Source organism: Streptomyces sp. NPDC001985, assembly GCF_040296845.1.
GTDB lineage: Bacteria > Actinomycetota > Actinomycetes > Streptomycetales > Streptomycetaceae > Streptomyces.
This window is the reverse complement of the sequence record NZ_JBEOYB010000114.1, coordinates 1-14,430: the sequence shown is the minus strand read 5'-3', so window position 1 is coordinate 14,430 and position 14,430 is coordinate 1. Positions and strand designations below refer to the sequence as shown.

The window sequence follows — 14,430 nt, the reverse complement described above, 5'->3', positions numbered from 1 at the left end:
TCTTCCCCAACCCGCCGCTCTCCCCTTCGGGGGTTCGGGGGCCGGCCCCCGACCGAGGCCCGCGGGATGCGGGGTCCTGTGGCACAGGGTCCGTCCTCAAACGCCGGACGGGCTGGGGGTGCTCGGGTAGCCCGGGGGGCCGGGTCCGTCCTCAAACGCTGGATGGGCTGGGGGTGCCTGGACGAGCTGGGATTGCTCGGGCCGCCCGGGGTGCGGGGTCCGTCCTCAAGCGCTGGACGGGCCGGGTTGTCCGGGCTCGCTGGGGGCGCCTCCCGGAGGCAGTTCTGGGGGAGCGGGGGTTCCGGGGGCCCCGGGCCCGCGGGATGCGGGGGCTCCAGGGGTGGGCTCAAGAGCTCTTGGTGGGCCACCAGAGGCGGTGGGCCAGGAGGGTGGACAGGGCCGGGACCAGGATCAGGGAGAGGACCAGCGCGGAGAGCATGATCCCCAGCGCCATCGCGAAAGCGACCTGCTCACTGCCGGGCGTCGCCCCCAGCGTGGCGAACGACCCCGCCAGCACCAGCCCCGCCGTGGCGATCGCCGGCGTCGTGTGGCGTACCGCACGCCCCACCGCCGCCCGCGCCGGCCCCGGCCGCCGCATCTCCTCCCGTATCCGGTCGGCGATCAGGATGTTGTAGTCGGTGCCCAGCGCCACGACGAAGAGGAACAGCACCAGGGGAAGGGTGAAACCGACCCCGGGCTCACCCAGCACATGCTGGAAGAGCAGTGTGGCGGCACCGAGCGTGGCCGCGAACCCGAGCCCGACGGAGAGCATCAGCACCACCGGCGCGAGCAGGCTGCGCAGCAGCACCAGAAGGATCAGCGCGATCAGCCCCGCCGCGACGGGGAACACGATCCTCAGGTCGCGGTCGACGGCGGTCGCGACATCGGCGAAGATCGCCGCCGTCCCGCCCACGTGCGCCGACGCCCCGGCGGGCGTGTGCCGCGCCACCGCGTCCCGGATCGGCCCGGAGGCCAGGTCGCGCGCCTGCTCGCTCTGCGGGTCGGCGGTGGGGTAGAGGTCGATCCTGGCCGCCCGGCGGTCCTCGTTCAGAACCGTCTCCGCGACCTTGCCCACACCCTCGACCCGGGTCAGCGCGCCGGAGAGGCCGTCGAGTCCGCCGGTGGTGAGGGTGCCGCCGTCCGTGGCGGTGACGAAGACCGTCGTCGGGTCCGACACCCCGGCCGGCAGCGCGCGCGATATCTCCGCCGCGGTGGCCGCCGCGGGCGTCCGGTCACCCGAGTCGCCCCGGCCGTAGTCCATGCGGATGCCGATCAGCCCGGCGGACAGCGCGGCCAGCAGGGCGACGGACGCGGTCAGCATCAGCAGGGGCCGCCGGGTGACCAGGTCGGCGAACCGGGTGGCCCGCCCATCGCGCGGCTCGTGGAGCAGGGCCTTGGAGGGCCAGAACATCCCGCGCCCGGCGGCGGCGAGCAGCGCCGGCAGCAGGGTGAGGCTGCCGAGCAGCATCACCAGGACCGCGATGGCGATCGCGGGCCCCAGCGAGCGGAACTGCCCGAAGCTCGCCAGCCCCAGTGTGGCGAACGCGGCCACGATGGTCAGCGCCGCCGAGGTGATCGCGGTGCCCACCCGGCCGGAGACCTGTGCGGCCACCTCGCGGGCGGGCTGCCCGGGCCGGCCGCGCAGCTCCTCCCGGAAGCGGAACAGCAGGAACAGCAGATAGTCGATGCCGATCCCGAGCAGCACCACATTGATCAGCTCCGGGGTCCCCGCGTCGAGCTTGCGCCCGGTGAGCAGCGCGCCACCCGCGACGGCACCCCCCGCCACCCCGCCGATCAGGGCGACCGCGAGCAGCGGCAGCACCGCCGCGAGCACGCTGCGGAAGACCAGGACGTTGAGCAGGACGATGAACCCCATGACGAGACCGCTCCCGACCTTCGCCGCGGTCTCGTGCTCATCGGTGGTGTCGACGGTGTCGGCGAGCCCTCCGGTGAAACCGGTGCGCATCCCCGCCTCGGAGAACTGCGCCCGGGCGGCGTCCCGGAACTCCCGGTAGACGCCCTGGACCCCCTTGTCCGAGGGGTTCCCGGTCAGCTGGACGGAGAGCAGCCCGAAGCTCCGGTCGGGTGCCGTCATCGCCGGGGCGACCCTGGGCGTCTGGGAGCGGTCGGGGACCAGGAAGTGCGGGGTGTCGTCCTCCCGGGGCATGATCACCCGCTGCCGGCCCAGCTTCGCGGCCTCCTCCCCGATCCGCTTCCGGTCGGCGGCGCCGAGAGCCCTGCCGTCGTCGCGGGCGACCAGCACCGTCACCGTGGTGGCTTCGGGGTCCACCCCGAACTGCTCCCGGGCGATCTCCAGCGCGGCGGCCGAGTCGTACGAGCGGGGCAGGAAGTCCCCGGTCTGGTGCTGGGTGACGCGGGAGATCAGCGTCGGGGCCAGGGCGCTCAGCGCGACACCCAGCACCGCCCAGAGGGCGATGACCTTCCACGGATGTCTGGTGGAGTACCCGGTCAGGGCACGGATCACGATGTCCTCCGGCGGACGGCCTCGGATGTCTGCCGGGGGTTCCCGGCCGGTCTCCAGACCATCACCCGCGAGGGCAGCCGGGCGTCGTGGCAGCGGATGATCCGGACGGGGGCCCTGGGTCCTCCCCCGGCCCGCGACCAGGACCCTGGTCCCGGTCCGGTCCAGGTCGCCGGGGGGAACCCGGGCCGCGGACCGCCGCCGCGGGTGGGACCGGCACCTCCGCTGTGCGAGGCTGTGCCGGGGCCGCGAGGGCCGGACACAGGGGGAAACGGACATGCTCAGGAACCGACGGACCGCGCCCGGCGGCGTCGCGGCGGCGGCACCGGACGGCGGCGCCACCGGTGCCGGAACCGGTGCCGGAACCGGTGGCGGAACCAGTGGCGGAACCGGTGCCGGCACGGAGCCGCCGTGGACCCGCAACGACGCGCTGGTGACCGCCGGGGCGTGTGCGATGAACCTGCTCAGCTATGTGTTCTTCGACGACCCCGAGGGCCGGCACGAGGTGGATGTGGCGGGTTTCCTCCTCGTCGCGCTGACGGCGGTCCCCCTGCTCGTCCGCCGCCGCCACCCGGTGGCGGCGCTCGCCGCCGTACTGGCTCTCGATGTGACGGCCGCCCTGACCATCCCTCTGCCCATCCACTTCGGTGCCGTGCTGGTGGTGGCGCTCTACTCGGTCGCCCGGGCCCGCCCGGGGCGGGTGACGGCGGTCGCGGCCACGGCGACGGCCTCGCTGGCGCTGCTGAGCCAGAGCAATGGACGGACTCCGTCCTGGCAGGAGGCCGTGAGCGCGCCCACCTCCACCCTGATCGTCGTCGGCACCGCCCTGGCGGTCAACCGCTGGCAGCGGGAGGTGGCGGCCAACCGCAGACTGCTCGCCGACCGCGCGGTGGCCGACGAACGGCGCCGCATAGCCAGGGAGTTGCACGACATCGTGGCCCACCACATCACCACCATGCAGCTGATGGCGGGCGGGGCCCGGGCCAATATCGACCGGCCGGAGGTGGTCCGGGACGCCCTGGTCACCCTGGAGTCCTCGGGGCGGCTCGCCCTGCGCGAGATGCGCCAGCTCCTGGACGTCCTGCGGGCCGGTGACGAGCCGGAGGCCGCGCCCTCGCTGCCCCAGCCCGGCGCCGACGACCTGGAGCGTCTGGTGGCCGAGTCCCGCCTCGCCGGTCTGCCGACCGAACTGGGCATCCACGGGACACCGCGTCCCCTGCCGCCCACCGTCGGGCTCACGGTGTTCCGGATCGCCCAGGAGGCCCTGACCAACACCCGCAAGTACGCGGGGCCGGCCCGGGCGTCCGTACGGCTCGCCTACCGCGAGGACGGTGTCACCGTGGAAGTGCGGGACGACGGCGGGGGCGAGCCGCCGCGGGAGGAGGCACCGGCGGTGGGCCCGGGTGGCTACGGTCTGATCGGTATGCGCGAGCGGGTCGCTCTGCACGGCGGCACCCTCACCGCCGGGCCGCGGCCCGATGGAGGGTTCTCCGTGGTGGCCGATCTGCCGCTGACCGGGGACGAGACGGCCGAGGCCGCCGAAGCCACCGAAGCCACCGAGGCGGCGGGCCGGCACGAGGGAGCGCACCGATGACCGGGGCCGGGCCGACGGGACCGACGGAGGCGGCAGAGGTGGCAGAGGCAACGGGGGCGAGGATCAGAGTGCTGATCGTGGACGACCAGCCGCTGGTGCGGCGCGGCCTTTCACTGATCCTCTCCCCCGACCCGTCCATCGACGTGGTGGGAGAGGCCGAGAACGGCGCGCGGGCCGTCTCGCTCGCCCGCGAACTGCGCCCCGACGTCGTGGTGATGGACATCCGGATGCCGGTGCTCGACGGGGTCGGCGCGACCCGGGAACTCGCGGCCACCGTGCCCGGCAGCCGGGTCCTGGCCCTGAGCACCTTCGATGTCGACGAGTACGTGGTGGGCGCCCTGCGCGCCGGTGCCTACGGGTTCCTGCCGAAGGACAGCTCCCCGGAGGACCTGAGCGCGGCGATCCGTACCGTCCACACCGGCGAGGCCATCGTCGCGCCACGTCTGCTCACCCGGCTGATCTCCACCTATGTGCGGGCGCCCCACGACGCGCGGCCGGCCCACACCGGCCCGGGTGAACTCACCCCCCGGGAGGTCGAGGTGTGGCGGCTGATGGCCACCGGCCTCGACAACTCCGAGATCTCCCGCGCCCTGGAGATCAGTCCCTCCACGGTCAAGAACTACATCACCAGCATCTTCGACAAGCTCGCCGTCCGCGACCGCGCCCAGGCGGTCATCGCGGCCTATGAATCGGGCCTGGTCACCGCCCGCGCGGCGGACGGCGGCTCGCCCTAGCCGGGCCCGTCAGGGGCGCCGGGCGGACGTCACCCGGTAGACGTCGTAGACGCCCTCGACGCCCCGGACGGCCTTGAGGACGTGGCCCAGGTGCTTGGGGTCGCCCATCTCGAAGGTGAAGCGCGAGGTGGCCACCCGGTCGCGGGAGGTCTGGACGGCGGCCGAGAGGATGTTGACGTGCTGGTCGGAGAGGACCCGGGTGACATCCGAGAGGAGCCGGGACCGGTCCAGGGCCTCCACCTGTATGGCGACCAGGAAGACGGAGGACTGGGTGGGCGCCCACTCCACCTCCAGGATGCGCTCGGGCTGCTGTGACAGGGAGTCGACATTGACGCAGTCGGCGCGGTGGACCGAGACTCCGCTGCCCCGGGTGACGAAGCCGATGATCGGATCGCCCGGCACCGGCGTACAGCAGCGGGCCAGCTTGACCCAGACGTCGTCCACGCCCTTGACCACCACACCGGGATCGGCGTTGGAGCGGCGCTTCTTCGCCCGGCCGCTGGAGGGCGGCGCGGACTCGGCGATGTCCTCGTTGGCGGCCTCCTCGCCGCCGAGGGCCTGCACCAGCTTCTGTACGACCCCCTGGGCCGCGACATGGCCCTCGCCGATCGCCGCGTACAGCGAGGAGATGTCGGGGTAGCGCATCTCATGGGCGAGGGTGACGAGCGAGTCCCCGGTGAGAATCCGCTGGATGGGCAGATTCTGCTTGCGCATCGCGCGCGCGATGGAGTCCTTGCCCTGCTCGATGGCCTCGTCCCGGCGCTCCTTCGAGAACCAGGCGCGGATCTTGTTGCGGGCCCGGGGGGACTTGACGAAGCCCAGCCAGTCGCGGGACGGGCCGGCGCCCTCGGCCTTGGAGGTGAAGACCTCGACCAGATCGCCGTTGTCGAGGGTCGATTCGAGCGGTACGAGCCGTCCGTTGACCCGTGCCCCTATGGTGCGGTGGCCGACCTCGGTGTGGACCGCGTAGGCGAAGTCCACCGGTGTGGCGCCCGCCGGGAGCGCTATGACATCGCCCTTCGGCGTGAAGACGAAGACCTCGTTGCGGGAGAGGTCGAAGCGGAGCGACTCCAGGAACTCCGAGGGGTCCTCGGTCTCCTTCTGCCAGTCCAGCAACTGGCGCAGCCACGCCATGTCGTTGATGTGGTCGTCCTTGCCGGACTTCCTGGGCACGTCGGTGCGCACCTTGGAGGCCCCGGCGGACGGCTCCTGCTTGTACTTCCAGTGCGCGGCGATGCCGTACTCGGCGCGGCGGTGCATGTCGAAGGTGCGGATCTGGAGCTCGACCGGCTTGCCGTTGGGTCCGATGACCGTCGTGTGCAGCGACTGGTACATGTTGAACTTCGGCATGGCGATGTAGTCCTTGAACCGGCCGGGGACCGGATTCCATCGCGCGTGGACGGTGCCGAGCGCCGCGTAGCAGTCGCGGACGGTGTCCACCAGGACCCGGATGCCGACCAGGTCGTAGATCTCCGCGAAGTCCCGGCCCCGGACGATCATCTTCTGGTAGACGCTGTAGTAGTGCTTGGGGCGCCCGGTGACGGTGGCCTTGATGCGGGCGGCCCGCAGATCGGACTGGACCTCGTCGGTCACTATGGCGAGGTACTCGTCGCGCTTGGGGGCGCGCTCGGCGACCAGCCGCACGATCTCGTCGTACATCTTGGGGTAGAGGATCGCGAAGGCGAGGTCCTCCAGCTCCCACTTGATGGTGTTCATGCCCAGGCGGTGGGCGAGCGGCGCGTAGATCTCCAGGGTCTCGCGGGCCTTCTTCTCCTGCTTCTCCCGCTTGAGGTAGCGCATGGTGCGCATGTTGTGGAGGCGGTCGGCGAGCTTGATCACCAGGACGCGCGGGTCCTTGGCCATCGCCACGACCATCTTGCGCACGGTCTCGGCCTGGGCGGCCTCGCCGAACTTGACCTTGTCCAGCTTGGTGACGCCGTCGACGAGCAGGGCGACCTGGTCGCCGAAGTCGCGGCGGAGGGTGTCGAGGCCGTACTCGGTGTCCTCGACGGTGTCGTGCAGCAGCCCGGCCATCAGGGTCGCGGGGTCCATGCCCAGCTCGGCGAGGATGGTGGTGACGGCGAGCGGGTGGGTGATGTAAGGGTCGCCGCTCTTGCGCTTCTGGCCCCGGTGCCAGCGCTCGGCGACCTGGTAGGAGCGCTCGATCTGGCGGAGCGTGGCGGTTTCGATCTTGGGGTCGTTGCTGCGCACGATGCGCAGCAGGGGCTCCAGGACCGGGTTGTACGGGGAGGAGCGCTGGACGCCGAGACGGGCGAGGCGGGCGCGGACCCGGTTGGAGGAGCCGGCGCCGCGCGGCAGGGCCGCCGGGGCGGGCCGTGACGGGGTCTTGGCGGGGGTCTTGGACCCGGAGGCGCCCGTGGGCTTCGCCGCGCTCTCGGCGGGCTTCCCCGCGGGCTTCAGGGCCGATACGGAGGTCGCGCCGTGGGGCCGCTCGGGGGTGGCCCGGCCGGAGGTGTCGGCCTGCTGCTTCGCGGGCGCGGCGGGCGCCGCCGCGGCCTGATCGGCCTTCCGGTCGGGCTGCGCGGCTGTGGCGGGACGGGCCTCGTCTGGCAAGAGCGCTCCTCGTGCATTCCGGTCCCCCGGTTCAGGTCCGGAGAGGCCATGGTATCGACCTCGGTGTTCCGGTGCCCCAGGGGATGAAACAGACCTCTGGGGTCCCGGGATTCCCGGGACCCCAGAGGCCGGTGTCCGCACCCCCCGCGCGGGGGGGGCTCAGAGGGTGATCAGAGGGTGAGCAGCGCCTCCAGCGGGGCTCCGCGCAGGGCGGGCTCCAGGCGGGCCCGCCCGCCGAGGAAGCCCAGCTCCATCAGGACCGCTATGCCCACGACCTCGGCGCCGCCGCGGCGGATCAGCTCGATCGCGGCGCCGGCGGTCCCGCCGGTGGCCAGGACGTCGTCGATGACCATGACCCGGTCGCCCGGGCTCAGGTCCTCGGCGTGGACCTCGATCTCGGCGGTGCCGTACTCCAGGTCGTACGCCTGGGCCAGGGTGGCTCCGGGGAGCTTGCCGGCCTTGCGCACGGGAATGAAGCCGAGGCCCGCGCGGACCGCGACCGGGGCGCCCAGGATGAAGCCCCGGGCCTCCAGGCCGACGACCTTGGTGGCGCCGTGGCGCGCACACGAGTCGGCGAGCGCGTCGGTGAGGGCGCCGAAGGCCACCGGGTCCGCGAGCAGGGGGGTGATGTCCTTGAAGACCACTCCCCGCCGCGGGTAGTCGGGAACATCGCGGATGCGGCTGAGCAGCAGCTCCTCGCGGGTGGCCGTCATCGGCGCCGGCCCGATGAGCGGCCCCGGCCGCGCCCGCCCCGGGGAGCGACCACGGAGCCGGCTCCGGCGGGTGCGACCTCTCCGGGCAGCGCGTCGTCCCGGCCGTCGTCGTCACCCTGTGTGCCGGGATCGTCGTCCCCCTCGGGGGACTCGCCCCTGGCCTCGGCGGCCTCGCGCTTGGCGAGGACCCGCTTCTTCAGGGCCTTCATCTGCGGGTCGCGCTCCTTGAAGTCGGCGACCAGCGGGGTGGCGATGAAGATCGAGGAGTACGCGCCGGCCGCGAGACCCACGAACAGCGACAGCGAGATGTCGTTGAGCATGCCCGCGCCGAGGAAGCCACCGCCGATGAAGAGCAGTCCGGCGACCGGGAGCAGGGCGACCACGGTGGTGTTGATGGAGCGCACCAGGGTGGCGTTGAGGCTGCGGTTGGCGATCTCGCTGTAGGTGTACCGGGTCTGCTTGGTGATCCCGACGGCCCCTTCCTTGAGACCGTCGAAGACGACGACGGTGTCGTAGAGGGAGTAGCCGAGGATGGTGAGCAGACCGATCACCGTGCCCGGGGTGACCTCGAAGCCGACCAGCGCGTAGACACCGACCGTGATGGTGAGGTCGTGGATCAGCGCGATGAGCGCGGCGAGCGCCATGCGCCACTCGAAGGCGATGGCGAGATAGATCACCACCAGGATCATGAACACGGCGAGGCCGGTCCAGGCCTTGTTGGCGATCTGCTCACCCCAGCTGGGGCCCACCAGCTCGGCGTTGATCTTGTCCGGGGCGATCTTCATGTCCGCGGCCAGCTGGGCCTTGGCCTTGGTCGCCGCGGCGGTGTCCAGGTCGCTGACCTGGATGCGCATGGTGCCGTTGCCGAGCTTCTGGACGATGGCGTCGTGGCCGGACGCCTCCTCCGCGTACTCCTTGGCGTCGGTGACGGAGACGCTGGTCTTCGGGGTGGTGAAGACCGCGCCGCCCTTGAACTCGATCCCCATGTTGAGGCCGCGGACGGCCAGGCCGACGATGGCCGTGATGGTGATCAGGATCGAGACGGCGTACCAGAACTTGCGCTTGGCGACGAAGTCGTAGCCGATCTCGCCGCGGTAGAGCCGGGCGCCAATGGTGCCGAGACGCGACATCTCACGCCTCCTTCGGGTCGGTGGGGACGACGGAGGTGCGGCGCGAGCGGCGCAGCGGAGGCTTGGCACCGAGGCGCTTGGGGTCGAGTCCGGACCAGGGACGACCGCTGGCGAAGAACTTCGTGCGGGCCATGAGCGTCATCAGCGGCTTGGTGAAGAAGAACACCACGACGACGTCGAGCAGGGTGGTCAGACCGAGGGTGAACGCGAAGCCCTGGACCTTGCCGACGGTGACGATGAAGAGCACCGCGGCGGCGAGGAACGACACGAAGTCGGAGACCAGGATGGTGCGCCGGGCGCGCGGCCAGGCCCGCTCGACGGCCGGACGCAGGGTGCGGCCCTCGCGGATCTCGTCCCGGACCCGTTCGAAGTACACGATGAACGAGTCCGCTGTGATACCGATCGCGACGATCGCTCCACAGACCGCGGGCAGGTTGAGCGCGAAGCCGATGGCGGGGCCGAGCAGTGCCATCAGGCTGTAGGTCAGGGCCGCGGAGACCAGGAGGCTCAGGATCGCGATCAGGGCCAGACCGCGGTAGTAGACCACCAGGTAGATGATGACCAGCGCGAGGCCGATGGCACCGGCGATGAGACCGGCCAGGAGCTGCTCGCCGCCGAGTGCGGCGCTGACCGTGGTGACGCTCTCCTCGGAGAAGGTCAGCGGCAGCGCGCCGTAGGAGAGCATGTTGCCCAGGTCCTGGGCGGAGTCCTGGTTGAAGTTTCCGGAGATCTCGGCGTTCGCGCTGAGCGTCTGGTTGACCTGCGGGGCCGACATGACCTCGCCGTCGAGGACGATCGCGAACTGGTTCTGCGGGGACTGCTGCTGCGAGAGCTTGCTGGTGATCTTCTGGAACTTCTTCGCGCCGGAGCTGGTGAAGTCCATGGTGACGATCCACATGCCGCGCTGCTGGTCCAGCTGGCCCTTGGCGTCGTCGACGTCCTTGCCGTCGACCTCGGCCGGGCCGAGGATGTACTTCTCCCACTGGCCGGCGCCGTCCTTGCCGCAGGCGACAGCGGTCTTCTCGGGACGGGTGCTGTCGCCGAGGGCACTGCGGGCCTTCTCGTCGGAGCAGTTCAGAGCGGTGAACTGCTTCTCCAGCGCGCTCATCTCGGCGGAGGCCGAGGCGTCGGGCGCCGGGGACTCGGAGCCCTTGGGCGCCTCGGACGCCTTGGGCGCCTTCGGGTCGGCGGAGGCGGAACCGGTCGGGTCGGCCTGGGGGGCCCTGAGGCCCTCGCTGACGGCGCGGCCCTGTGTGGTGGGGGTGCCGCTGGGCGATCCGGAGGCATCGGACGACGGGGACGCCGACTCGGTGCCCTTCTCGTCCTTCTTGCCGTCGGTGGCCTTCTCCTTGTCCGTGCCGGACGGCGACGCGCTCGGCTTGGGCTCGGGAGTCGTACCGCCGGCGGCCACGGTCAGGACCGGCCGGAAGAACAGCTGAGCGGTGGTGCCGACCTGCTTGCGGGCCTGCTCCGAGTCCGTCCCCTTGGGGATGTTGACGATGATGTGCTCGCGGCCCTGGGTCTGGACCTCTGCCTCGGAGACACCGAGACCATTGACACGGCGTTCGATGATGCCGACCGCGGTGTTCATATTGGTCTCATTGACCGCGCTCTCCTTGCCGGGCTCCGCCTTGGCCTTGAGCGTGATCGTCGTACCGCCCGCGAGGTCGATGCCCAGACGCGGCGTGGTGTCCCCGGTCGCGAACATCCCGCCGGTCAGCGCGACCATGGCGATCAGGATCAGAACCAGGGTGCGACCTGGCTTCCCCTGAGCCCCCGCGGGCCTTCGGCCCCTGTTCGGTGCTGCCACCTTTTCGTTTCTCCCTGTCCAACCGCCCCGTGCCGGGTATGCGCCGGGGCGGCCACGAAGTGTTGTGGGGACCTGCCCCCGCAGAAGTCAACACGACCGGGGGACCGCCAGGCACCCTTGGGTGCCGCCGCGGTCCCCGAACACGACTACTTGTCGCCGTCGGACTTGTTGTCCTTGGTCTCGGCGCTGTCGGCGTCCTTCGTCCCGGGCTCGTCCTTCTCGGGCTTCTTGCCGAGGTCGATCTTGGGCGCCTCGGAGTCCGCGGACTCCGTCAGCGAGGACGCGTCGTCGGGAACGACCGGGGTCGCCTCGGCGCCGGTGTCGTCGCCGTGCACGATGCGGTTGTACTCGTCGTCGTCGAGGACCGCGCCGATGGCGTTCTTCGCGTAGACGGCGTGGACGCCGGGGGCGACCTCAAGGAGCACGGTGTCGGCGTGAAGCTCCTTGACGGTGGCGTACATGCCCCCGATCGTCCGCACGCCGGTGCCGGGCTGCATCGAGTCGCGCATCGCTGCGGCCTGCTGCTGCTTCTTCTTGGCGGACCGGGTCATCAGGAACATGGCCCCGATGAGCACGATGAAGGGGAGGAGGGTCACGAGACTCACGGGAAGAAACTTCCTTCACACGACCGCGTCGGAGAGGCGGCCTATCTACGGGGGTGGGTACGCCAACCTGGAAGGTCGGCATCGGCGGAGTCTAAGCGAGTCCGCATCATTGGAACAACGCCCAGCATCGCACCGTGGTTCCCCCCGGGGGAGTCTCCGCGCCGTCACACCCCGAACAAGCCGCCCCCGCCGCCCCGGCCCGGGGCCTGCTGCGGGGGCACGAGCCCCAGGTGGGCCCAGGCGGCGGGGGTGGCGACCCGGCCGCGCGGGGTCCTGGCCAGCAGGCCCTCCCGTACGAGGAAGGGCTCGGCGACCTCCTCCACGGTCTCACGCTCCTCCCCGACCGCCACGGCGAGGGTGGAGAGCCCCACGGGGCCGCCGCCGAAGAGCTTCAGCAGGGCCTGGAGCACGGCCCGGTCGAGCCGGTCGAGACCGCGGGTGTCGACCTCGTACACCTTCAGGGCGGCGGCGGCCACCTCGCGGGTGATCAGGCCGTCCGCCTTGACCTGGGCGTAGTCGCGGACCCGGCGCAGCAGCCGGTTGGCGATCCGGGGGGTGCCCCGGGAGCGGCCGGCGATCTCGGCGGCGCCGGCCGGTTCGATCTCCAGGTCGAGGAGCTGGGCGGAGCGGTGGATGACCCGCTCCAGCTCGGCGGGGTCGTAGAACTCCATGTGGGCGGTGAAGCCGAAGCGGTCCCGGAGCGGGGGCGGCAGCAGCCCGGCGCGGGTGGTGGCGCCGACGAGGGTGAAGGGGGGCAGCTCCAGGGGGATCGCGGTGGCGCCGGGGCCCTTGCCGACGATCACATCGACCCGGAAGTCCTCCATGGCCATGTAGAGCATCTCCTCGGCGGGCCGGGACATCCGGTGGATCTCGTCGAGGAAGAGGACTTCACCCTCATGGAGGGAGGAGAGAATGGCGGCGAGGTCCCCCGCGTGCTGGATGGCGGGGCCCGAGGTGATCCGGATCGGGGCCTGCATCTCCGCCGCGATGATCATCGAGAGGGTGGTCTTGCCCAGGCCGGGGGCGCCGGAGAGCAGCACGTGGTCGGCGGTGGCGCCCCGGGCGAGGGCCGCCTTGAGCACCAGGTCGAGCTGTTCCCTGACGCGCTCCTGGCCCACGAACTCGCCGAGGGACTTGGGCCGCAGCGCCGCTTCGACGGCCTGGTCCTCGCCGTCGGCGGAGGCCTCGACGATCCGGCCGTCGGCGACGGGGGCCTCATCGGCCGGGCCGGGGGTGCTGTCGTCCCAGTTCACTGCGTGTGTGCCTCGTGGAGTGCGGGCGGCGGTCAGGCCGCGGGGCGGGCGGGGAGTCGCGGGGGGCTCGGGGGCCGCACCGGGGTCAGCGGGTGCGGTTCAGGGTCTGGAGGGCGGCCTTGAGGAGCACACCGACCCGGGGGGCGGTCCCGGACGCCTCGGCCTGGGGGGTGACCGCGGCCACGGCCTCGTCGGCCTCGCGGGTGGCGTAGCCGAGGCCGATCAGGGCGGCGTGCAGCTGGTCGCGCCAGGAGGCGGTGACGGCGGCGCCGGCGCCCCGCTGGGCGCCGTGGGTGCCCAGCGGCTCACCGAGGCGGTCCTTCAGCTCCAGCAGCAGCTTCTGGGCGCCCCTCTTGCCGATGCCGGGGACGGCGGTCAGCGCCTTCTCGTCGGCCGTGGCGATGGCGAGGCGCAGGGCGTCGGGGCGGTGCACGGCGAGCATGGCCTGGGCGAGCCTCGGGCCGACGCCACTGGCGGTCTGGAGCAGCTCGAAGGTCTGGCGCTCGTCGTCGTCGGCGAAGCCGTAGAGCGTGAGGGAGTCCTCGCGGACGACCAGGGAGGTGGCGAGCTTGGCCTCCTGGCCGATCCGGAGGCCGGAGAGGGTGTCCGGGGTGCACTGGACGGCCATGCCGACGCCGCCGACCTCGATGACCGCGGTGGTGGGGGCGAGGGCGGCGACGGTGCCGCTCACGGAGGCGATCATGCGGTACGGCCTTTCGGTGCGGGAGTCTGCTGGGCTGCCGTGGAGGGCCGGGCCGCCTCGGCGGGCCCGCCCGCGGTGGGCGGCCGGGCGGGCGTGGCGGGCCGGGCCGTGGCGGCCGGCCGGGCGGGCGTTGCGGGCCGGGCCGTCGTGGCGTGCCGGGCGACGGCCCGCTGGAGGCGGTTCTGCGCGGGAGAGCGCCAGATGTGGCAGATGGCGAGGGCGAGGGCATCCGCCGCGTCGGCCGGGCGGGGCGGGGCGGACAGCCGCAGCAGCCGGGTGACCATCGCTCCGACCTGCGCCTTGTCGGCGCGGCCACTGCCGGTGACGGCGGCCTTCACCTCGCTGGGCGTGTGCAGCACGACCGGGATGCCCCGGCGGGACGCGCAGAGCATGGCCACGGCGCTGGCCTGGGCGGTGCCCATGACCGTGCTCACATTGTGCTGGCTGAAGACGCGCTCGACGGCGACGCACTCCGGGCGGTGGTCGTCGAGCCACTGCTCGATGCCCCGCTCGATGGCGACCAGGCGGTGGCCCAGCTCGGCATCGCTGGGGGTGCGGACGACTCCGACGCCGAGCATGGTCAGCGGACGGCCGGCGACGCCTTCGACCACCCCGACCCCGCACCGGGTCAGCCCTGGGTCCACCCCGAGCACACGCACGCCGCCCCTCCCGTCGTTCATCTGTCCGTGCAGGCTATCCGGCGGCACTGACAACGCATACGAAGGAGGGCGGGCCGGTCCGGTTCCGGTTCCGGTGAGGGTGGCCCACAGTCCGCTCGCGTCCCGCTTCGGCACGGTCACGGCGTCCGCGTTGATCGACGGCAGCGTGCGCG

The 14,430-nt window shown here is 72.2% G+C and carries 11 protein-coding genes; 2 read left to right on the top strand and 9 right to left on the bottom strand.

The window, feature by feature from the left end; translation table 11 throughout:
- Window positions 1-346: 346 nt before the first annotated feature.
- A complete protein-coding gene (locus tag ABT122_RS31355) occupies window positions 347-2,485 on the bottom strand; it encodes an MMPL family transporter (RefSeq protein WP_351559176.1) in 2,139 nt (712 codons plus the stop codon).
- A 274-nt stretch (window positions 2,486-2,759) separates the two neighbouring features.
- Between ABT122_RS31355 and ABT122_RS31350 the strand changes: the two genes are divergently transcribed.
- Both ABT122_RS31350 and ABT122_RS31345 read left to right on the top strand, forming a co-directional pair.
- Window positions 2,760-4,076 (top strand): sensor histidine kinase, encoded by a 1,317-nt coding sequence (locus ABT122_RS31350; RefSeq protein ID WP_351559174.1) that lies wholly within the window; start codon window positions 2,760-2,762, stop codon window positions 4,074-4,076.
- On the top strand, window positions 4,073-4,810 hold the full coding sequence (locus ABT122_RS31345) for a response regulator (RefSeq protein WP_351559172.1): 738 nt from the start codon (window positions 4,073-4,075) through the stop codon (window positions 4,808-4,810). Before ABT122_RS31350 ends, ABT122_RS31345 begins: the two co-directional genes overlap by 4 nt.
- A gap of 9 nt (window positions 4,811-4,819) precedes the next feature.
- Here ABT122_RS31345 and ABT122_RS31340 read toward each other — a convergent pair whose 3' ends face one another.
- The 8 genes from ABT122_RS31340 to ruvC form a co-directional block, all read right to left on the bottom strand.
- The gene (locus ABT122_RS31340; RefSeq protein WP_351559170.1) at window positions 4,820-7,384 is read right to left on the bottom strand and encodes a RelA/SpoT family protein; all 2,565 of its coding nucleotides are present in this window, start codon (window positions 7,382-7,384) and stop codon (window positions 4,820-4,822) included.
- 170 nt (window positions 7,385-7,554) lie between these two features.
- Window positions 7,555-8,097 (bottom strand): adenine phosphoribosyltransferase, encoded by a 543-nt coding sequence (locus tag ABT122_RS31335; protein WP_351559168.1) that lies wholly within the window; start codon window positions 8,095-8,097, stop codon window positions 7,555-7,557.
- Window positions 8,094-9,227, bottom strand: coding sequence for a protein translocase subunit SecF (gene secF, locus ABT122_RS31330; protein ID WP_351559166.1), 1,134 nt, complete (start codon window positions 9,225-9,227; stop codon window positions 8,094-8,096). The genes ABT122_RS31335 and secF overlap by 4 nt, the downstream gene beginning before the upstream one ends.
- A gap of 1 nt (window position 9,228) precedes the next feature.
- Window positions 9,229-11,037: a protein translocase subunit SecD gene (gene secD / locus ABT122_RS31325; RefSeq protein ID WP_351559164.1), complete on the bottom strand. Its 1,809-nt coding sequence runs from the start codon at window positions 11,035-11,037 to the stop codon at window positions 9,229-9,231.
- A 146-nt stretch (window positions 11,038-11,183) separates the two neighbouring features.
- Window positions 11,184-11,642 (bottom strand): preprotein translocase subunit YajC, encoded by a 459-nt coding sequence (gene yajC, locus ABT122_RS31320; protein ID WP_351559162.1) that lies wholly within the window; start codon window positions 11,640-11,642, stop codon window positions 11,184-11,186.
- A 164-nt stretch (window positions 11,643-11,806) separates the two neighbouring features.
- Window positions 11,807-12,895: a Holliday junction branch migration DNA helicase RuvB gene (gene ruvB, locus ABT122_RS31315; RefSeq protein WP_351559161.1), complete on the bottom strand. Its 1,089-nt coding sequence runs from the start codon at window positions 12,893-12,895 to the stop codon at window positions 11,807-11,809.
- A gap of 85 nt (window positions 12,896-12,980) precedes the next feature.
- Window positions 12,981-13,598, bottom strand: coding sequence for a Holliday junction branch migration protein RuvA (gene ruvA, locus ABT122_RS31310; protein ID WP_351559159.1), 618 nt, complete (start codon window positions 13,596-13,598; stop codon window positions 12,981-12,983).
- Window positions 13,595-14,257: a crossover junction endodeoxyribonuclease RuvC gene (gene ruvC, locus ABT122_RS31305; protein ID WP_351559178.1), complete on the bottom strand. Its 663-nt coding sequence runs from the start codon at window positions 14,255-14,257 to the stop codon at window positions 13,595-13,597. The genes ruvA and ruvC overlap by 4 nt, the downstream gene beginning before the upstream one ends.
- Window positions 14,258-14,430 lie beyond the last annotated feature (173 nt).

Excerpts from the sequence above, each read along its gene's own strand:
- ABT122_RS31350 (WP_351559174.1), top strand. The coding sequence starts at position 2,760 with ATGCTCAGGAACCGACGGACCGCGCCCGGCGGCGTCGCGGCGGCGGCA.
- ABT122_RS31345 (WP_351559172.1), top strand. The coding sequence starts at position 4,073 with ATGACCGGGGCCGGGCCGACGGGACCGACGGAGGCGGCAGAGGTGGCA.
- ABT122_RS31335 (WP_351559168.1), bottom strand. The coding sequence starts at position 8,097 with ATGACGGCCACCCGCGAGGAGCTGCTGCTCAGCCGCATCCGCGATGTT.
- secF (WP_351559166.1), bottom strand. The coding sequence starts at position 9,227 with ATGTCGCGTCTCGGCACCATTGGCGCCCGGCTCTACCGCGGCGAGATC.
- ruvA (WP_351559159.1), bottom strand. The coding sequence starts at position 13,598 with ATGATCGCCTCCGTGAGCGGCACCGTCGCCGCCCTCGCCCCCACCACC.